At 59.0% G+C, this 17,996-nt stretch carries 19 protein-coding genes; 14 read left to right on the top strand and 5 right to left on the bottom strand.

What is annotated here, in order from left to right:
• The first annotated feature begins 107 nt into the window (after window positions 1-107).
• Both BSF40_RS21815 and BSF40_RS21810 read left to right on the top strand, forming a co-directional pair.
• Window positions 108-1,016, top strand: a complete 909-nt coding sequence (locus tag BSF40_RS21815) for a LysR substrate-binding domain-containing protein (protein ID WP_095966774.1) — start codon at window positions 108-110, stop codon at window positions 1,014-1,016.
• Window positions 1,013-1,372 (top strand): MmcQ/YjbR family DNA-binding protein, encoded by a 360-nt coding sequence (locus BSF40_RS21810; protein WP_095966694.1) that lies wholly within the window; start codon window positions 1,013-1,015, stop codon window positions 1,370-1,372. The genes BSF40_RS21815 and BSF40_RS21810 overlap by 4 nt, the downstream gene beginning before the upstream one ends.
• Window positions 1,373-1,380: 8 nt before the next feature.
• On the opposite strand, the gene BSF40_RS21805 is transcribed toward BSF40_RS21810, so the two are convergent.
• Entirely contained in the window at window positions 1,381-1,812 is a 432-nt protein-coding gene (locus BSF40_RS21805) for a DUF1294 domain-containing protein (RefSeq protein ID WP_095966693.1), read from the bottom strand.
• Complete coding sequence (locus BSF40_RS21800; RefSeq protein ID WP_095966692.1) at window positions 1,809-2,639, bottom strand: undecaprenyl-diphosphate phosphatase; 831 nt, start codon at window positions 2,637-2,639, stop codon at window positions 1,809-1,811. The genes BSF40_RS21805 and BSF40_RS21800 overlap by 4 nt, the downstream gene beginning before the upstream one ends.
• A 233-nt stretch (window positions 2,640-2,872) precedes the next feature.
• Between BSF40_RS21800 and pnuC the strand changes: the two genes are divergently transcribed.
• From pnuC to BSF40_RS21760, 8 genes are all read left to right on the top strand, one after another.
• Window positions 2,873-3,436: a nicotinamide riboside transporter PnuC gene (gene pnuC, locus BSF40_RS21795; protein ID WP_095966691.1), complete on the top strand. Its 564-nt coding sequence runs from the start codon at window positions 2,873-2,875 to the stop codon at window positions 3,434-3,436.
• Window positions 3,433-3,957, top strand: coding sequence for an AAA family ATPase (locus BSF40_RS21790; RefSeq protein ID WP_015095001.1), 525 nt, complete (start codon window positions 3,433-3,435; stop codon window positions 3,955-3,957). The genes pnuC and BSF40_RS21790 overlap by 4 nt, the downstream gene beginning before the upstream one ends.
• A 346-nt stretch (window positions 3,958-4,303) precedes the next feature.
• A complete protein-coding gene (locus BSF40_RS21785) occupies window positions 4,304-4,750 on the top strand; it encodes a hypothetical protein (protein WP_095966690.1) in 447 nt (148 codons plus the stop codon).
• Between the two features lies 1 nt (window position 4,751).
• Window positions 4,752-5,366 (top strand): adhesin, encoded by a 615-nt coding sequence (locus BSF40_RS21780; protein WP_095966689.1) that lies wholly within the window; start codon window positions 4,752-4,754, stop codon window positions 5,364-5,366.
• Between the two features lie 64 nt (window positions 5,367-5,430).
• Window positions 5,431-6,258, top strand: a complete 828-nt coding sequence (locus BSF40_RS21775) for a heme utilization protein (RefSeq protein WP_095966688.1) — start codon at window positions 5,431-5,433, stop codon at window positions 6,256-6,258.
• Between the two features lie 61 nt (window positions 6,259-6,319).
• The gene (locus BSF40_RS21770; protein WP_095966687.1) at window positions 6,320-7,000 is read left to right on the top strand and encodes a C39 family peptidase; all 681 of its coding nucleotides are present in this window, start codon (window positions 6,320-6,322) and stop codon (window positions 6,998-7,000) included.
• A 26-nt stretch (window positions 7,001-7,026) separates the two neighbouring features.
• A complete protein-coding gene (locus tag BSF40_RS21765) occupies window positions 7,027-7,788 on the top strand; it encodes a hypothetical protein (RefSeq protein ID WP_095966686.1) in 762 nt (253 codons plus the stop codon).
• 45 nt (window positions 7,789-7,833) lie between these two features.
• Window positions 7,834-9,141 carry a transporter gene (locus BSF40_RS21760; RefSeq protein ID WP_095966773.1) on the top strand — a complete coding sequence of 436 codons (1,308 nt, stop codon included), beginning with the start codon at window positions 7,834-7,836 and terminating at the stop codon, window positions 9,139-9,141.
• Window positions 9,142-9,527: 386 nt separating this feature from the next.
• Here BSF40_RS21760 and BSF40_RS21750 read toward each other — a convergent pair whose 3' ends face one another.
• Window positions 9,528-10,853 carry a sigma-54 dependent transcriptional regulator gene (locus BSF40_RS21750; RefSeq protein WP_095966685.1) on the bottom strand — a complete coding sequence of 442 codons (1,326 nt, stop codon included), beginning with the start codon at window positions 10,851-10,853 and terminating at the stop codon, window positions 9,528-9,530.
• Window positions 10,854-11,195: 342 nt separating this feature from the next.
• Here BSF40_RS21750 and BSF40_RS21745 point away from each other — a divergent pair, with 342 nt between their 5' ends.
• The 3 genes from BSF40_RS21745 to nhaB all read left to right on the top strand — a co-directional run bounded on the left by BSF40_RS21745 (window position 11,196) and on the right by nhaB (window position 14,618).
• Window positions 11,196-11,462, top strand: a complete 267-nt coding sequence (locus BSF40_RS21745; RefSeq protein ID WP_057714735.1) for a hypothetical protein — start codon at window positions 11,196-11,198, stop codon at window positions 11,460-11,462.
• A gap of 285 nt (window positions 11,463-11,747) precedes the next feature.
• Window positions 11,748-13,037 carry a hypothetical protein gene (locus BSF40_RS21740; RefSeq protein WP_095966684.1) on the top strand — a complete coding sequence of 430 codons (1,290 nt, stop codon included), beginning with the start codon at window positions 11,748-11,750 and terminating at the stop codon, window positions 13,035-13,037.
• A 78-nt stretch (window positions 13,038-13,115) separates the two neighbouring features.
• Window positions 13,116-14,618, top strand: coding sequence for a sodium/proton antiporter NhaB (gene nhaB / locus BSF40_RS21735; protein WP_095966683.1), 1,503 nt, complete (start codon window positions 13,116-13,118; stop codon window positions 14,616-14,618).
• A gap of 244 nt (window positions 14,619-14,862) precedes the next feature.
• On the opposite strand, the gene zwf is transcribed toward nhaB, so the two are convergent.
• Window positions 14,863-16,377: a glucose-6-phosphate dehydrogenase gene (gene zwf, locus BSF40_RS21730; RefSeq protein ID WP_095966682.1), complete on the bottom strand. Its 1,515-nt coding sequence runs from the start codon at window positions 16,375-16,377 to the stop codon at window positions 14,863-14,865.
• Window positions 16,374-17,354: a phosphogluconate dehydrogenase (NAD(+)-dependent, decarboxylating) gene (gene gnd, locus BSF40_RS21725; RefSeq protein ID WP_095966681.1), complete on the bottom strand. Its 981-nt coding sequence runs from the start codon at window positions 17,352-17,354 to the stop codon at window positions 16,374-16,376. Before gnd ends, zwf begins: the two co-directional genes overlap by 4 nt.
• Before the next feature lie 273 nt (window positions 17,355-17,627).
• Here gnd and BSF40_RS21720 point away from each other — a divergent pair, with 273 nt between their 5' ends.
• Window positions 17,628-17,810: a DUF6026 family protein gene (locus tag BSF40_RS21720; RefSeq protein WP_095966680.1), complete on the top strand. Its 183-nt coding sequence runs from the start codon at window positions 17,628-17,630 to the stop codon at window positions 17,808-17,810.
• The last annotated feature ends 186 nt before the right edge of the window (window positions 17,811-17,996 follow it).

Raw genomic sequence — 17,996 nt, 5'->3', positions numbered from 1 at the left:
CCACAAGGGCGATCTGATGGGACTAATCCTACAGACGAAACCAATAGCTGATTAGTCGGCAACAATGCGATAGTTCGTTCCACAGATAGAACAGTCGGATGCACATCATGCAAGACCTCAACGACCTGTATTACTTCGCCAAAGTCGTGGAAGCCGGGGGATTCGCGGCAGCCGGACGCTTGCTGGGCATCCCCAAGTCCCGACTGTCGCGGCGCATCGCCGAACTGGAAGAACGCCTGGGTGCACGCTTGCTGCAACGCACCACGCGACAGCTGAAACTGACCGCTGTGGGTGAACGCTACCTCAGGCACTGCCAGGCGATGCTGCTGGAAGCGGAAATGGCCGACGAGGCCGTGGCCAGCATGTCCAGTGAACCCCGCGGGCGTTTGCGGGTGTCCTGCCCGGTCGGGTTGGCCCACGAAATATTACCGGGGGTGATCAGCGACTTTCTGGAACGGTTTCCGCAAGTCCAGCTGGAGGTCATGCTGCTCAACCGCCGGGTTGACCTGGTCAACGAAGGCATTGATGTTGCCCTGCGTGTGCGGGAGCTGGGCGACGAAGACCCGCTGCTGGTCACCCGCCGCCTGCGTCAGGCGCAGATGCTGATGGTCGCCAGCCCCGGTTTCCTCAAAGGTCGTGAGATCAATCACCCCGAAGATCTGAAAAACCTGCCGGTGCTCGGCGCCTTGGAAGCCGACCGCCTGGTGCACATCCGCCTGCTGGATCAAAAGGGCAAGAGTTGTGAACTCGCGCTCGAGGCCCGGCTGGGCATCGATGACTTTATCGTGCGCAAGGCCAGCACCCTCTCCGGCATCGGCTTTACGATGCTGCCCATGATGTATTGCGAACAGGAGCTGGAAAACGGCTCCCTGGTGCAGCTGTTGCCTGAGTGGTCGTTGCCCGGTGGCTGGTTGCAGGCGGTCTATCCTCATCGACGCGGGGTGATGCCGGCGGTACGCGCCTGGATTGATCATCTGGTCGAATCATTCAATGCCTGTGGGGAACGGTTGATATGAAAACTGGACGGATGAGCGAAGAGGATGTCGCGAAATTTTGCCTCGCCCTGCCCGGTGCTCGGGAAGATTACAAATGGGGAGGTGTGCGGGTGTTTTCGATTGCAGGGAACAAGATGTTCGCCTTGCAGGGCCTGAGGGGTGATTCCCTGGCCTTCAAGGTCGACAAGGATCTGTTTCTCGGTCACTGCGACCGCCCGGGCATTCACCCGGCGCCGTATCTGGCCCGCGCCCAGTGGATCATCATGCAAACGCCCTACCCGCTCGGTGGCGAAGAACTACAGGGATTGCTGCAGCGTTCCCACCAATTAGTGGTGAGCAGACTGCCCAAGCGCACTCAAGTCGGACTGTTGCTGTAGGGCGTTGTTTATCGGGTCAAGGCGAACAAATGTGCGCCGAGAAACAGGTGATCGATCCAGAACACCTGGTGCAACAGCACGATGATCCAGAACACCAACTGGAACGAGACTTTGCGGGTTTTGTGGCGAAACGCCTGCTGGGCCAGCAATGCACCGGGCCAGCCGCCGGCGAGCTCCAGCGCATGCAGGACATTCTCCGGCGTCCGCCATTGATTGGCGCGCGCCTTGCGCTTGTCGCTCCAGTACAGAAAAAACGTCACGACGCTGACAATGCCGTAGGCCGCCAGGGGAATCAGCGACACCCCGTGCAGCCATAACGACACCGAACCCGACAGCGGCAACGCGCACAGGATTGCAAACACCAGCCACTTCAGCCGTGAATGGCGAACCTGTCCCCCGGGCTGGCGCCCGGGGTTATTGCGCGAGCTTGAGTCACTCACGGCTTGACCGCACTCCAGTCGACCCAGCCGAACTGCCAGGTCGCCAGGATGATCAGGCCGAACACAATGCGATACCAGGCAAACGCCGCATAGCTGTGGTTGGCGATGAACTTGAGCAGCCCGCGGACCGCAATCATCGCAAAAATGAACGCCGTGACGAAGCCGATGGCGAACACCGGGAAATCCGCCGGGACAAACAGTTCACGGTACTTGTAGCCCGAGTACACCGCTGCGCCGACCATGGTGGGCATCGCCAGGAAGAACGAGAACTCGGTAGCGGTCTTGCGCGACAGACCGAACAGCAAACCGCCGATGATCGTCGAGCCCGACCGCGAAGTCCCCGGGATCATCGCCAGGCATTGGGTGAAGCCGACTTTCAAGGCATCTTTCCAGGTGATGTCATCCACGGATTCGGCGTGTACTTCATGCTGGCGGCGCTCGGCCCACAACATGACGATCCCGCCCACGACCAGCGCCGTTGCCACGGTGATGGGATTAAACAGGTAATGGTGGATCAGGTCGGCGAAGATCACGCCCAACACCACGGCCGGCAAGAACGCGATCAACAGGTTTGCGGTAAACCGCCGGGCGCCCGGCTGGGTTGGCAGACCGATGACCACGTCGAGGATCTTGCGTCGAAACTCCCACACCACCGCCAGGATGGCACCCAACTGAATGATGATGTTAAACGCCATCGCCCGCTCGCCCCCGAAGCCGAGCAAGTCGGCCACGATGATCTGGTGGCCGGTACTGGAAATGGGCAGGAACTCGGTAAGTCCTTCTACAACCCCAAGAATCAATGCCTGAAAGGCGGTCCAAAGATCCATCAATCCCCCAAAGGGCTATGCGCGCCGGCATGCCCCGTTAATATTTTTTCAAATGCTTTTTGCGATCAGCCTGGCTGAGGTCTCCCGCGCATCAAGGATCACCACAGAACCGTTAAAATCCTGTGAAAAAACCACCTTGAATCAGCTTTACCCGTGCGGGGGGCGAAATCCTATCAGACAAGTCCGATCGGCGGTTACAATCCGCCCCTCTTTGATTTCCCCAAGGTATCTCCATGTCCGGGCTTGAACTGTTTGCCGCCGCCCTCGGTGTCATTGCCGTCTGGCTGACGGTCAAACAGAACCCCTGGTGCTGGCCTATCGGCCTGGTCATGGTGCTGCTCTACAGTTGGATCTTTTTTGAGGTGAAACTGTATTCCGACATGCTGCTGCAAGTTGTCTATGCCGCCTTGCAGCTTTACGGCTGGTGGCAGTGGACACGGGTTGGCGACACGACCCATGGTCGCGAAGTCAGTCGCCTCGACGCTCGAACCGTGGTGTTGAGCCTGGTCATTGGTGCCGTCGGCAGTCTGTCGCTGGGAGCCGCCATGGCCCACTGGACCGACGCTGCACAGCCCTGGCTTGATGCGGCGCTGACCGGGTTCAGCCTGGTGGCGCAGGTCTGGATGGCGCAAAAACGTGTCCAGTGCTGGCCGTTGTGGATCGCTCTGGATGTGATATTCGTCGGGTTGTTCGTCTATAAGGGCCTGTACCTGACCGCCACCCTGTACGGGTTGTTCGCCGTCATCGCCGTACAGGGCTGGCGCGAATGGCGTGCCGACCCGGCATTGCGCGCATGAAAGTCCTGGTCCTCACAGGCCCTGAATCCAGCGGTAAAAGCTGGTTGGCCGCCGAGTTGCAACAGCGTTTCGGCGGGATGCTGGTTGACGAGTACGTGCGCTGGTTCATCGAGCAGAATCCGCGGGACACCACGCTGGCCGACATTACGCCCATCGCCCGCGGTCAATTGGCATGGGAAGACCAGGCGCGGGCGCAACAGCCACCTTTGCTCATCCTCGACACGCACCTGCTGAGCAATATTCTCTGGAGCCAGACCCTGTTTGGCGATTGCCCCGCCTGGATTGAACAAACGCTACTGGCCCGGCATTACGATTTGCACCTGCTGCTGTCACCGGAGCACGTCGAGTGGACGGATGACGGCCAGCGTTGCCAGCCCCGATTGAGTGAGCGCCAGGCATTTTTCGAGCAGACCCTGGCCTGGCTTGAACACCACGCACAACCGGTTCAAGTGCTGCACGGAGATTGGGCAGAACGCCGAATCCAGGCACTGAACGCCGTGACCCGATTGCTCGGCGCCTGACCCGCGTTTGGGGCAATTCCCCCATCTTCCCCCTGCGGCGGGGGGGATAGTGTCCGATCCTGAAACACCCTCCCTGCCTGAAACCATCCATTTCAACGCTCCTCCTCGTTTGCTCGCCGGAGGTGTTAAGGCATTGTTACAACAACGCTAGAACCCTTGTTCCAGAGGGGTTTGTCCGCAATTACGGGCTGCCAGCGCAGGGATTCGTCTCACCGTTGGTACACCCTCGACAAAGGGTTCCCGAACCAAGTCTGTAAGCCATTGAATCACCTCGATATTCAAAAGGCGGCACAGCTTTCGCTGTATTCCTCACACAGCTGACCGTGGCCAGCTTACAAATGAAGGAATGAATGTCGTGGAGATATTCAAAAAAAAAGGCTTGATGTGCCTCCTGCTGATCGCGACCGCTACTGGCACTGTTCTCAGTTTAAACGTTCAAGCCGAAGGCAACGGTGTCATCGTGCTTGACCGTACCGTTCACCCAACGCTCATCGGTCGCAGCGGCGGCAGGGATCCGAACCCGGCCACCATCAGCGCCAACCCTTCTGCCCGCGTCACCGGCGAACTCAGCGACGCCGACATCGCCGGGGTAACCACCGGAACGACCCCTCATAACAGCTTCGGGCAAAACCCGGGCGGCATGCACGGCCTGAATGTCATCACCAACCCCAACGGTTTGCCCGGCATGTCCGTCGGCCACGGTGGTGGCAGCGGCGGCACCATTTCCGGAACCATCAACCGCGCCATGAGCAGCGGCCTCAGTCCACTGGGCAGAATAACGGGGGGGCAATGAGATGGATCGTTCCCTTTTTTTACCTGCCTTTTTACCTGCCCAGTTATTTGCCCTGTTACTTGCCCTGCTCGGCGGCACCAGCGTGATGGCCGATTCGGGCGTCAGTTCGGTGAACAACGCCACCCTCCTGGATTCCGGTACCCAATACCGAGGCAACTTCAGCGTCAACCAGGCGGCGGGTGATCAACAGCAGCAGGCCAACGTCCGCGCGATCGCCATTGGAACCGAAACCGGGGCGACCACCAGCGTCAGGCAGAGCATCACCACGCCAGCCAATCCGTCGATGGATGCGACGGCCAATATCGGTGGCACCTCTTTCAGTAATGGCAACGGCGTACTGGGCGTCAACCAGAGTGCCGGGGCGAACAACCAGATGGCCAACGCCCTGCGCATCAGCATCGGCGCTGCACCACAAGCCATCGACGACAGTGCTCTTTCTCAACAGAACGTGGCGTTGCTACCGAACTCGGGAGCAACTGGCACCCCAAACGGCAGTCGCCAGGTCGTGACAAGCGACCAGGCCTTCACCGGTAGCCGGGGCGTGATCCAGGTGAACCAGAGTGCCGGGGTGGGGAACCGAATGGCTAACACCCTGAGTATCCGGGTCTCTGACTGACCCCGACACAGTGCCAATGGGGAAGTATCAACACTTGACCAACTAATGAGCACGGAGAATCACCATGAACCCGACAACTGCTCTCAAACCACTGGCTTTCGCCCTGGCAGCAGTGATGGCATTTGCAGCCCAGGCGGATCCCGTGCAGGGCAATGGACAGGGCAACAACCCACAGCCTGATAGCCCGTCGCTGGATCAGATTCTGCAGATTACCTCAGGCGCCGGGGCCGCCGTGCTGGACTCGCAAGAAAGCAGTGACAGCAGAGTAGTGAACCGGGGTACCCAAAACGACGCCAAAATCGAAAACTCCCTGAACAACTCCAACGGCAACATGGGCGCCAACGTTGCAGCGGGTAACGGCAACCAGCAAGACAACGCCGCCGCCCTCGCCACGGCTGACGAAGCCTTCATCTTCGGCTCCGCCGTAACCGTCTCCAGCGCGACTCAGAGGAGCACCGGCAACACCGCCAGGAACCACTCCAACACCAACAACACATCGCTCAATAACGCGGGCAACAGCGGTTCCGGCAACATCGGCATCAACGTGACCACCGGCGACTTCAACCAACAGAAAAACAACCTGGCAATTGCCGTTTCCGGCGGCCGTGTAGCAGTAGCCGCGGCGGCGGCCAACCAAAGCACGTCCGGGCTGAACGTCACCAACAACGCCAGGACTGAATTCGTACCCGTGGGTGTACTCGGTCTGTCCGGCATAACCACTCAACAAGTGATGACGCCAGAAGGCTGGAGACCTCCTGTAACCAACAATGCTTCGATCACGAGTTCGATGAACAACTTCTCCGGCAACGGCGGAGCCAACGTATCGTCCGGCGTCGGCAACCAGCAAAGCAACTCGCTGTCCATCGCCGCAGGCTGTAAATCATGCCCATAATCGCGACCGCCATGAAAGCCCCGGCGACGGCGCTTTTCCTTGGTCTGAAGGCGTATCGTCCATGCGTAAGACGGCCCTTTTCGTTCTGCTGTGCCTGTCAGGCCTGACCCAGGCTGCACAGATGCCGGTTGCCGCCCTGCCGGGCGGCGTGCTGGTGTACAAGCACGTACAGAGTTTGCGTGAGCGCAAGTTCAGCGACATCGTCGAACAGAAAACCGATTTCAGCTGCGGCGCCGCCGCGCTGGCAACGATCCTGCGCCAGGCCTATTGGCTCGACGTCGATGAGGAGCACATCATCAAAGGCATGCTGGTCTTCGCCGACCAGGACCTGGTCCGTACCCAGGGTTTTTCCATGCTGGACATGAAGCGCTACATAGAAAGCATCGGCATGCGCGCCCGGGGTTACAAGATCCCGCCTGAAAGACTCGATGCCGTGACGATTCCGGTGGTCGTACTGATGGAAACTCGTGGCTACAAGCACTTTGTAGTGTTGCAGCGGGCGGACAAGAACTGGGTCTACATCGGTGACCCGGTGCTCGGTCACAAACGCTACTCCCATGATGATTTTGTCAAAGGCTGGAATGGCATTGTCTTCGCTATCATCGGTGCCGGTTACGACAAGACCAATGCGTTACGCAGTCCACCGGAACCGCTGACTGCCAAGAACAAGATGGATAATTTCAACCCGGTCAAAGATGCTGAATTGATGGAATTTGGTTTCATACAGAGCGACTTCTTCTAATCGCCAATAAGATGACAGGGGGCAGGATGCTCCGGGAGCAGCAAATGAAAACCTCGTATTGGGTGGTCACTGCCTGTCTGGCAGCGACCACTTCAGGTTTTGCTGATGAGTTCAGACCCATCGAAATCAAGGACCAGGAACTGGCCGAGTTGCGTGGCCGGTATGTGATGCCGGGGCGGATCATCAGCTTCGGTGTTGTCATGAGCAGTACCTGGCGCAACGCCAGTGGTGACCTGATCGGGGCAACCACCTCGATGCGTCTTCAAGCCGAAACGGTCAAGCCCGAGTTCTACGTATCAACCATCAAACACAGCGGTAAAGGCGGTTCGCCCAACTCGGGTACCGGTCGTGTAACCGGTGGCGCCGGATTGAGCACCTCTCAGGGCATTACCCAGGTCACACGGGCTGCAGGCGATGGCAACCGCTCAAACAACAAAATCGCCATCAACGTCAAAGAGGCCAGCACGGCCCCAGCGCCGGTGCAAAGCCGGGGCCAGGCGCTGATAGCCGGTCAAACCATCACCGGAAGCAATGCTGCAGGGAGTGTCTCCGTGTCCGCGACCGGCGGCGGTGTTCAGCTGGCCATTACTGCCAACAACAACCAGGGCTCAAGCCTGCAACAAGTCGCCCAGGGCGGATTACTTCAAGACACCCGGTTGCTGGGCAACAGTAATGTGGTCAACAACATGACTCGACTCAACGTCGTGCTCGACAATAAAAGCCCGAGTGCCGGTGCATTGGGCTACAACCTGAACCAACTCACTGCATTACGGACCTTGGGGTATTGAGCTACGCTAAGTCACGACCATTGGGCACAAATGGACGGCTTTTTCATGTACCGATCGGTATCACTGCGTGCAGCTATATGCTTGTGCTCTCTACTTCCGGTGGCGATGGTGCAGGCAGCACCTGACCCGGAACTGGTGGCTCTCAAACGAGAGCTTCTGGAGTTGAAACAACGATACGAAGTCCAGCAAAAAGCGCTGGCGGTTCTTGAGCAACGGGTCCGCCAGGTCGAAGAACAGCCCGCTGCCCCCCCTCCCAAACGCCTGGCCAAGTCACCAGCGGACCTGAAGGGCAATCCAAACGTCGCCACCGGCACCGGTGCCGCGGCGGCTTCAGGGGGGGCCGCCGGAGGCAGCGGCAGTTCGTATGGACAATCGCTGGCCGATGACTCACAACCGGCGCAAAGCGTTTCAAACCTGTATGACGAGGCCAGCGGGTTCTTCGGCGGTGGCAAGTTCAGCGTCGAAACCGGGATAACCTACTCCAGGTACGATACACGCCAACTGGTCCTCAACGGTTTTCTCGCCCTGGACTCGATCTTTCTCGGTGCCATCAACCTGGACCGGATCAAGGCTGACACCTGGACGCTGGACCTCACCGGCCGCTACAACTTCAACAATCGCTGGCAGTTCGACCTGAACGTGCCGGTGGTCTACCGCCAGTCCACGTACCAGTCCGGTGGCGGCAATAGCGGTGCCGCCAACGTCACGACCGAAGACACCGTCAAGCAAGACCCGACCATTGGCGACGTCAACTTCGGTATCGCCTACAAATTCCTCGACGAGTCGGCCAACACGCCGGATGCCGTGTTGACCTTGCGCGTCAAGGCACCGACCGGCAAAGACCCGTTCGGCATCAAGCTGGTTCGGGTAGACGAAAACTCCAACCTGGCCGTGCCTGAATCCTTGCCTACCGGTAACGGCGTCTGGTCGATCACGCCGGGGATCTCTCTGGTCAAGACCTTCGATCCGGCGGTGCTGTTCGGCAGCCTGTCGTACACGCACAACCTGGAGGAGTCTTTCGACGACATCAGCTCCAACCCGGCGCTCAAGACGCCGGGCAAAGTACGTATTGGCGACAGTTTCCAGATTGGCGCCGGTATTGCGTTCGCCTTGAACGAAAAGATGAGCATGTCGTTCTCGGTCTCTGACCTGGTGCAACGCAAAAGCCAGCTCAAGGAAGATGGCGGGGATTGGCAATCGGTGGTGTCCAGCGATGCCAACGCCGGTTACTTCAACATCGGCATGACCATTGCGGCCACCGACAGACTGACCATCGTACCCAACCTGTCCATTGGCATGACGGATGACGCCCCCGACTTCCAGTTCAGCCTGAAATTCCCTTACTACTTCTGACCAGGCTCTTCACGCAATCCAGGGAAACTGTAGGAGCCAGCTTGCTGGCGATGGGCTCAAGCGCGCCGCGTTTATCCAGATCACACGCGTTATCGTTAACGACCATCGCTGCGATGCGGCGACCCGACAAGCCAGCTCCCACAAGGGGCCCTGCCCACGTTAAAACTGTAGGAGCCAGCTTGCTGGCGATGGGCTCAAGCGCGCCGCGTTTATCCAGCTCACACGCGTTATCGTTAACGACCATCGCTGCGATGCGGCGACCCGACAAGCCAGCTCCCACAAGGGGCCATGCCCACGCTGAAACTGTAGGAGCCAGCTGGCGATGGACTCAAGCGCGCCGCGCCCCCAATTTCCATTGCAGCGGTCTTTTTGTTTGAAGCAGGAGTTCAACGAATCTGATGCTTGTGCAACAACCGGTAGAAAGTCGGGCGCGACACGCCCAATACTTTGGCGGCGACACTCAGGTTATCGCTGTGACGGCTCAATACATCGCACAACGCCTGGCGTTCGGCCCGGGTCTTGTATTCTTCGAGGGTGCCCATCGGCGCGGCAATTGCGTGTTGACTGATCAACCCCAGGTCACGAGCCTCGATCTGCCGGCCTTCGGCCAATACCAGTCCGCGACGTACGCGATTGGCCAGTTCACGCACATTGCCTGGCCAGTCGTGTTTGCCCATGGCAATCAGGGCGTCTTCGCTGAAACTGCGGGGGCGACGTCCGGTTTCACGGCTGTAGAAATGGGAAAAGTGATTGGCCAGCATCGATAAGTCGCCATGGCGCTCGCGCAGCGGAACGGTCAGCACTTGCAGTACGTTCAGGCGGTAATACAAGTCTTCGCGAAAGCGTTTCTTCGCGATAGCGGCTTCAAGGTCGACATTCGTCGCCGCCAGCACCCGCACATCGACCGGAATCGGCTGACTGCCGCCCACCCGCTCAATGTGCTTTTCCTGGAGGAACCGCAGCAGATTGGCCTGCAACTCCAGCGGCAGGTCACCGATCTCGTCGAGAAACAGGGTGCCACCGTTAGCGGCTTCTATTCGTCCGACCTTGCGTTGATGTGCGCCGGTAAACGCACCTTTCTCATGACCGAACAACTCGGACTGGATCAAGTGTTCGGGAATCGCACCACAATTGATCGCGATGAAGGGTTTGCTGTGACGCTGGGACAGGCGATGCAGGGTTCGTGCGACCAATTCCTTGCCAGTGCCGCTTTCACCGCGAATCAATACCGGAGATTCGGTCGGGGCCAGTTTACTCAACAGTTTTCGCAGTTCACGCACAGGTTTACTGTCGCCGAGCAATTCGTGCTCGGACTGGTCAACATGCACCGTACCCTGCCCACGCAACCGCACCATGCCAAATGCCCGGCCCAGCGTTACCTGAACCCTGGACACATCGAATGGCAAGGTATGAAAGTCAAAAAACCACTCACAGACAAAGTCGCCGACATTTTTCAGTCGCAGCACTTCCTGGTTGAGTACGGCTATCCACTCTGCGCCACTGCGGCTGATCAACTCCTTGACCGGCTCCGGGTGCTCAAGGTGATACGGCTGCAGGCGTATCAGGCCCACGTCACAGGTTCGCTCAGCGGCGTGCTCCAGCGTGCAGCTGTCAACCTCCCAACCGATATCGCGCAGTCCAGGGAGCAGACGATAGCAATCGTCACAGGGGTCCACCACTAATAGACGTCGTGAAGCTGGCGCATCGCTCATGACTGTTCCTTGACGCCAAATTTTAGAAAATTTATTAAAAACAATCATTTGGCGGGCCTGACTGTAACGTTAGCAAGAACTTGACAGCCCCTTGTACCGTTTGACTATAGGACTGAAAGAAATACAGTTATAAAAAACGCCTTTGATAGTTACCTAACGACTCTTTCCTTTCATTCAGCTTTCAATGCCGGACTCATTCTTGAGCCAATGAAATAAAGTCGAAATTTCTTTTGATTGCGTGTGACCCGGACCCCGGTTGCGGGCATCAGTACAAGTAACCAGCCGAACGGTAAGCCCAACCGACGGCACATCACTTGATTGGGCATACAGAGAGAAGACCCTATGAACGCCCCGCTCCGTATCAACGAAGCACTTCTGATTGCCGACCGCGCATTCAAACCATTCAAATGCGTGGCCTGGGCTCCACAAGACGGTAATGGCGAACTCAGCCTGACCGTTATCGATCGCACCAGCACCCGCATTGGCCGCAAGCAGATCCCGAGCAGTGCTTATTCCGATCCTGCACAACTCGAACTGTTGCTGGAACAGGCCCGCGCCGAATTGAGCGAGGAAGGTTACACACTGCAGTCGTGGTCGATGCCGCACTAATCGTTTTGCGGATTACTCCGGAGTAATCCGCGCCCTCCCCCGTCTTTTAGTTGGGCTGATGGTTCTCGCCCATACGCACTCATTGCCCCGTTAGTTTGAGCTTTTGTGCGCCTGATACTTTGCAGGCTTGCCATTGGTTCGAAAAGACACTGTTGTGGCACACAGCGACTCTCCGTCTGTTAGTTCATACCGTTGTGCATCTCCCCATTCAGGGATTGAATATTCTTCTTATAAAGTCGCCACCCAAACTTCTGGATAAGGACGACTCGCAAGGAGATGCGGTTCATGCCAATCCAGTCCGCCATTGCCCGCCCCGCCGTCCGGAACACTGCCGGCACTCTCGATACGACGTTTGCAGGCAACGGTAAAACCCAGGTGTATTTCGCCGACAGCCTTTGCAGCATGGCCAACGACGTCGCAATCGATGCCCGGGGCCGTATGCTGGTGGCGGCAAAGGTCGTCATGGCCGAGGGCAGCCGCTTTGGTCTGGCCCGCTTGCTGGAGGATGGTTCGGCAGACCTTGCGTTCGGCAGGCAAGGCAGCGTCATCGGGCAATTCGAACCCGGATTCGAAGCCATGGGCGCCAGGGTTCTGGTCATGCCCGACGGCAATATCCTGTTGGCCGGCCTGCAATACGATAACGCACACCGCACGCTCCCGGGTCTGGCACTGTTCGATCAAGAGGGGCGCCTGGTTCGAAGCTTTGGCGATAATGGCCACCGCGTCGTGCGATTGCCTGGTGGTCTGTCCCTCGGTATGCGCGATATCTGGCTGCCTCCCGGTGTGCCGGGCGCTGAAGCCTGCGATGTGGGCGTACAGCGAGACGGCCGGATCCTGATTCTGGCCAACCATCACTTCGAACAGGCCGATCACGTGGGCCTGTTGATACGACTGGATGTCGAAGGCTCGCTGGACTGCTCGTTCAATGGCCGTGGCTTTGTGGTGGTCCGGCACCTGCTGATGAATACCTGGCTCAGCAGCCTGACGGTACAAGGTGACGGCCGGGTTCTAGTGGGTGGGTCGATCAACTTTCCTGAAGAAGGCTTGCTGGCGCGCTACCACGCCGACGGCCGCCTCGACGACAGTTTTGCCGTGGATGGATTCCTGACGTTCAAGGCGCGTGGGTATGGCGCCCGGGTCAGTCAGGTGGTCCAGCAAAGCAACGGTGACGTCTTGTGTTTTGGCAGCAGTCGCGAACCGATGCACTGCCTGACTTTCAAGATGCACAGCAACGGCCGCCCCGACAACCACTGCAACGCAGGCCAGCCGCAACGTCTGGTAATTGGCCACAAAGGCTGCCAGTGGAATACCGCGCAGTTACAGCCCGATGGCGGTGTGCTGACGGCGGGCGCAACCTTCGGCGGCATCGAAGCAGACTTCATTGTCGGGCGATACCTGCCCAACGGCCTTCCCGATCGCCGTTTCGGCAAAGGCAGCGGCTATACACGTACTCGCCTGGGCCCGAGCCTGGATACCGCCACCTGTGTCGCGGCGCAGGCCGACGGAAACATCGTCGTCGGCGGCTATTCACTGCATGGAAACTACAAGGCGGTCATCGCTCGCTATCAGGGGTAGGCACATGCATTTTTCCTGCGCTTGATCTTCTCACCCGCTTGCGGCAACTTGCGCGCTTCTTAAAACAAGGAGCAGCCGATGTCCGGTTCAATGGCCCAGGCGTTCGCGCACAACTTTCTCGGGCATTCGCCCCGTTGGTACAAGGCCTGCATCGTCGGCTTTCTGATTCTCAATGCCCTGGTAATGTGGACCGCAGGCCCGGTGGCGGCTGGCTGGCTGCTGGTGCTGGAGTTCATCTTCACCCTGGCCATGGCGCTCAAGTGTTATCCGTTGATGCCCGGCGGCCTGTTGTTGGTCGAAGCCCTGCTGCTGAAGATGACCACGCCCCAGGCGCTGTATGACGAGTTGCTGCACAACTTCCCGGTGATCCTGCTGCTGATGTTCATGGTGGCCGGTATCTACTTCATGAAGGACTTGCTGCTGTACCTGTTCTCGCGCCTGCTGTTGGGGGTTCGCTCCAAGGCCGCGCTGTCCCTGATGTTCTGCTTCCTGTCGGCCTTCCTGTCGGCGTTCCTCGATGCCTTGACCGTGACCGCCGTGATCATCAGTGCCGCCGTAGGCTTTTACTCGGTGTATCACCGCGTCGCCTCGGGTAACGACCCGCGCCAGGACAGCGAGTACAGCGACGACAAACATCTGCCCACCCTGCATCAGGGCGATCTCGAACAGTTCCGCGCCTTTTTGCGCAGCCTGCTGATGCACGGTGCCGTAGGCACCGCACTGGGCGGTGTGTGTACGCTGGTCGGCGAGCCGCAGAACCTGCTGATCGGCCATGAAATGGGTTGGCATTTCTACGAATTCTTCATCAAGGTTGCACCGGTATCCCTGCCGGTACTGGTTGCAGGCCTGGTGACATGCGTCCTGCTGGAAAAGCTGCGCTGGTTCGGATACGGCACGCTGCTGCCGGATAACGTCCGTGCCGTGCTGGCCAACTACGCCGCCGAAGACAATGCCGAGCGCACCGCCCGCCAACGTGCCGCGCTTCTGGCACAGGGCGCTGCCGCATTGATTCTGATCGCCGGGCTGGCGTTTCACATCGCCGAAGTGGGCTTGATCGGTTTGATGGTGATCGTATTGATCACCGCGTTTACCGGCATCACCGACGAACATCGCCTCGGCACCGCGTTCAAGGACGCCATGCCGTTTACCGCCTTGTTGGTGGTGTTTTTCGCCGTGGTCGCGGTGATTCACGACCAGCAATTGTTCTCGCCGTTGATCCAATGGGTACTCGCGCTGCCGGCGGACCAACAACCGGGCATGCTGTTCATTGCCAACGGCCTGCTGTCAGCCATCAGTGACAACGTGTTCGTCGCGACTATTTACATCACCGAAGTGAAGCGCGCATTCATGGCAGGTGAGATGACCCGCGAACATTTCGAGACGCTGGCCATTGCGATCAACACCGGCACCAACCTGCCAAGCGTGGCGACGCCCAACGGCCAGGCGGCGTTCCTGTTCTTGCTCACCTCGGCGATTGCACCGCTGGTGCGCCTGTCTTACGGGCGAATGGTCTGGATGGCGTTGCCGTACACCGTTGTAATGGGGATATTGGGCTGGTATGCGGTGAGTTACTGGCTGTAACCCCGCATCCCTGTAGGAGCGAGCTTGCTCGCGATGGCGGCGGCACATTCACATCCCAGTGCCTGACAGACCGCTATCGCGAGCAAGCTCGCTCCCACATTACCCGAGGCGGTGCCAGACATTATGCGGTGAGCTACTGGCTGTAGCCCCCAACCCTGTGGGAGCGAGCTTGCTCGCGATGGCGTCGGCACATTCACATCCAAGTGCCTGACAGACCGCTTTCGCGAGCAAGCTCGCTCCCACATTACCCGAGTCGGTGCCAGACGCGACCGTCACGGGTGAGCAATTCTTCGCCGGCCTTCGGGCCGTTTTCCCCGGCAGCATAGCTCTGCACGCTGGCGTCCTGCTGCCAGGCATCGAGGAAGGGCTGCACGGCGCGCCAGCCGTTTTCGATGTTGTCGGCGCGCTGGAACAACGTCTGATCGCCGGTCAGGCAATCGTAGATCAGGGTTTCGTAGCCCGTGGACGGCTGCATCTCGAAAAAATCCTTGTAGGCAAACCCCAGTTCGATGTTGTCCATTTTCAGGGCCTGACCGGGACGCTTGGCCAACAGGTCGAACCACATGCCTTCGTTCGGCTGGATCTGAATGCGCAAATAAGTCGGCTGCAGTTCATCGACCTCGGTATCGCGAAACTGAGCATAGGGCGCCGGCTTGAAACAGATGACGATCTCAGTGTCACGCACGCTCATGCGCTTGCCGGTGCGCAGGTAGAACGGCACCCCGACCCAGCGCCAGTTATCGATCATGACCTTGAGGGCCACATAGGTTTCGGTATTGCTGTCGGGTGCGACCTTGTCTTCCTGGCGATAGCCCGGCAGCGCCTTGCCGTCGATTTCACCCGCGGCGTATTGACCGCGTACCGAGTTGGCGCGGGCCTCCTCGACCGTCCAGGGCCTGATCGCGCCGACGACCTTGGCTTTCTCGCCACGCACCGCATCGGCGCCGAACGCGGCGGGAGGTTCCATCGCCACCATCGCCAGCAACTGGAACAGGTGGTTGGGCACCATGTCGCGCAGCGCGCCCGTGTGCTCATAAAAACTGCCACGGGTTTCCACGCCGACGGTTTCAGCGGCGGTGATCTGCACGTGGTCGATGTAGTGATTGTTCCAGAACGCTTCGAACAGACTGTTGGAGAACCGGCTGACCAGAATGTTCTGTACGGTCTCTTTGCCCAGATAGTGATCGATCCGGTAGATCTGCTTTTCCGTCATCACCTTGAGCAGGCAGGCATTCAAGGCCTCAGCCGTTTGCAGGTCGGAGCCGAAGGGTTTTTCGATCACCACCCTTCTGAAGGCCTCGGGGGTCTCTTCCAGCAAGCCGGCGGCACCGAGTCGGCGCGCCACCTCACTGAAGAAACGCGGCGCGGTGGCCAGGTAGAACACCGCATTGCCGGTTCCGCTGTCGGCGATTTTCGCCGCCAGCGCTTGATAAGTGCTGTCGTCCAGGAAATCGCCCTGGACGTAGCTGATGCCTTTGGCAAGTTTGGACCAGACCACTGGATCAAGGGTGTGATCACCCTTGCCAGCCATCTCGTTGCGAATGAAGTCTTCGAGCTTTTGCGCAAAACCTTCATCGCTGATGGCGTTGTGGTCAACGCCGATGATCCGCAGTCCATCCCCGAGCAGCCCGTTGCGCTTGAGGTTATACAGCGCCGGCACCAACAGACGCTTGACCAGGTCGCCATGGGCGCCAAACAGAAACAGCGTCGTCGCGGGTGCAGGCTCAGCCTTGGATTTCCTGCGGATCACGTGGGTCATTTTTTCGAGGTCTCCACGTGGCCGCCGAAGCCGAAGCGCTGGGCCGAGAGAACTTTGTCGCCAAAGGTGCCCTGGCCGCGCGAGCGGTAGCGGGAAAACAGCGAGTTCGACAGCACCGGCACCGGCACCGCTTGCTCCATTGCCGCCTCGATGGTCCAGCGGCCTTCACCGCTGTCGGCCACCGACCCGGAGAAACCGTCGAGCTTCGGATCACTGGCCAGGGCGTCGGCCGTCAGGTCGAGCAACCACGAGGACACCACGCTGCCACGACGCCAGACTTCGGCGATGTCGGCGACGTTCAGGTCGAAACGCTGGTCGGCTGGCAAGCTCTCGCTGTTTTTGGTTTGCAGGATGTCGAAACCTTCAGCGAAGGCCTGCATCATTCCGTATTCGATGCCGTTGTGGATCATCTTCACGAAATGCCCGGCGCCGGCGGGACCGGCGTGAATGTAGCCACGCTCGGCACGATCGTCGTCGGACTTGCGGTCCTTGGTACGCGGGATGTCACCCATGCCCGGGGCCAGGGTTGCAAACAGCGGGTCGAGACGCGTAACGGTCGCGGCATCGCCGCCGATCATCATGCAGTAGCCACGCTCCAGGCCCCAGACGCCGCCGGATGTACCGACGTCGATGTAATGCAGGCCCTTTTCCGACAGGGTCCTGGCCCGGCGGATATCGTCCTTATAGAAGGTGTTGCCGCCGTCGATGATGGTGTCGCCGGCTTCGAGCAAATTGCTCAGGGTGTCGATGGTCTCTTCGGTCGGCGCGCCTGCCGGCAGCATGACCCACACCGCACGCGGCCTGGCCAGGCCAGCGACCAGCGCAGGCAGATCGGCGACGCCGGTGGAACCCTCAGCGGACAGGGCTTCGACAAAGGCGGTATTGCGGTCGTAAACAACGGTGGTGTGCCCGTTGAGCATCAGGCGCCGCGCAATATTGCCGCCCATGCGGCCCAGTCCAATAATCCCGAGTTGCATGTGCTGATGCTCCCTACTACAAATAAAAAGTGTGTCAAAGGTTATAGCCCAACGCGACTCATGAGGTTAGTCCAGAGCGTTGGCGTGAAGTTTCCGGGCATTGTGCCCGATCCTGATGGATAACGTCGGGAATCAAACCGAAGACACAACGACAATGAAAAATAAAAAAGTTCCCTTCGGGAGCAAAAGAAATCAAAATTGGCGCCGATAGTAGATCAGCCGTTGATTTCGACGCGGCTCTACAGTTGAGACACGCCATTTGCGAGGTGAGCAATGGGCACAGTACATACCGCACTGCCAGCACAAACCCTTTACGTCACTATCCGTCGCGATGAATTGCGTCAGTTGAAGGACGAACGCGATCAATTGAAACAGGAGCTGGCGCAGTTGCGACTGCTGCTGCAAACAGGTCAGACGCAACCCCTGGTTGCGGTGCAACGCGCCCCACTCGCCTGATTCCCCCGTCTCAAGCGGGAGCAGTCTGCACTGCTTCCGCACCGGCTCACGCCCTGCCGCCTCCGGCAACTCACGAAATTTTCACAATTGTCTCACGATAATTACAAGCTCCAGGCTGCCCGGTTCCGTGCGGCCCTCGTTCGTCGTCCGCGATCTCCAAGTCCCGGCGGTGTAGTGAATTCTCGG

It is taken from the genome of Pseudomonas sp. ACN5 (assembly GCF_002303975.1).
In the GTDB taxonomy this organism is placed as follows: Bacteria; Pseudomonadota; Gammaproteobacteria; order Pseudomonadales; family Pseudomonadaceae; genus Aquipseudomonas; species Aquipseudomonas laurylsulfatiphila.
This window is presented reverse-complemented; position numbering and strand designations above follow the sequence as displayed.

Coding starts and splice junctions, on each gene's coding strand:
- BSF40_RS21810 (WP_095966694.1), top strand. CDS start 1,013: ATGAAAACTGGACGGATGAGCGAAGAGGATGTCGCGAAATTTTGCCTC.
- BSF40_RS21815 (WP_095966774.1), top strand. CDS start 108: ATGCAAGACCTCAACGACCTGTATTACTTCGCCAAAGTCGTGGAAGCC.
- pnuC (WP_095966691.1), top strand. CDS start 2,873: ATGTCCGGGCTTGAACTGTTTGCCGCCGCCCTCGGTGTCATTGCCGTC.
- gnd (WP_095966681.1), bottom strand. CDS start 17,354: ATGCAACTCGGGATTATTGGACTGGGCCGCATGGGCGGCAATATTGCG.
- BSF40_RS21775 (WP_095966688.1), top strand. CDS start 5,431: ATGAACCCGACAACTGCTCTCAAACCACTGGCTTTCGCCCTGGCAGCA.
- zwf (WP_095966682.1), bottom strand. CDS start 16,377: ATGACCCACGTGATCCGCAGGAAATCCAAGGCTGAGCCTGCACCCGCG.
- BSF40_RS21760 (WP_095966773.1), top strand. CDS start 7,834: ATGTACCGATCGGTATCACTGCGTGCAGCTATATGCTTGTGCTCTCTA.
- BSF40_RS21785 (WP_095966690.1), top strand. CDS start 4,304: ATGAATGTCGTGGAGATATTCAAAAAAAAAGGCTTGATGTGCCTCCTG.
- BSF40_RS21780 (WP_095966689.1), top strand. CDS start 4,752: ATGGATCGTTCCCTTTTTTTACCTGCCTTTTTACCTGCCCAGTTATTT.
- BSF40_RS21745 (WP_057714735.1), top strand. CDS start 11,196: ATGAACGCCCCGCTCCGTATCAACGAAGCACTTCTGATTGCCGACCGC.
- nhaB (WP_095966683.1), top strand. CDS start 13,116: ATGTCCGGTTCAATGGCCCAGGCGTTCGCGCACAACTTTCTCGGGCAT.
- BSF40_RS21770 (WP_095966687.1), top strand. CDS start 6,320: ATGCGTAAGACGGCCCTTTTCGTTCTGCTGTGCCTGTCAGGCCTGACC.
- BSF40_RS21720 (WP_095966680.1), top strand. CDS start 17,628: ATGGGCACAGTACATACCGCACTGCCAGCACAAACCCTTTACGTCACT.
- BSF40_RS21750 (WP_095966685.1), bottom strand. CDS start 10,853: ATGAGCGATGCGCCAGCTTCACGACGTCTATTAGTGGTGGACCCCTGT.
- BSF40_RS21790 (WP_015095001.1), top strand. CDS start 3,433: ATGAAAGTCCTGGTCCTCACAGGCCCTGAATCCAGCGGTAAAAGCTGG.
- BSF40_RS21740 (WP_095966684.1), top strand. CDS start 11,748: ATGCCAATCCAGTCCGCCATTGCCCGCCCCGCCGTCCGGAACACTGCC.
- BSF40_RS21800 (WP_095966692.1), bottom strand. CDS start 2,639: ATGGATCTTTGGACCGCCTTTCAGGCATTGATTCTTGGGGTTGTAGAA.
- BSF40_RS21765 (WP_095966686.1), top strand. CDS start 7,027: ATGCTCCGGGAGCAGCAAATGAAAACCTCGTATTGGGTGGTCACTGCC.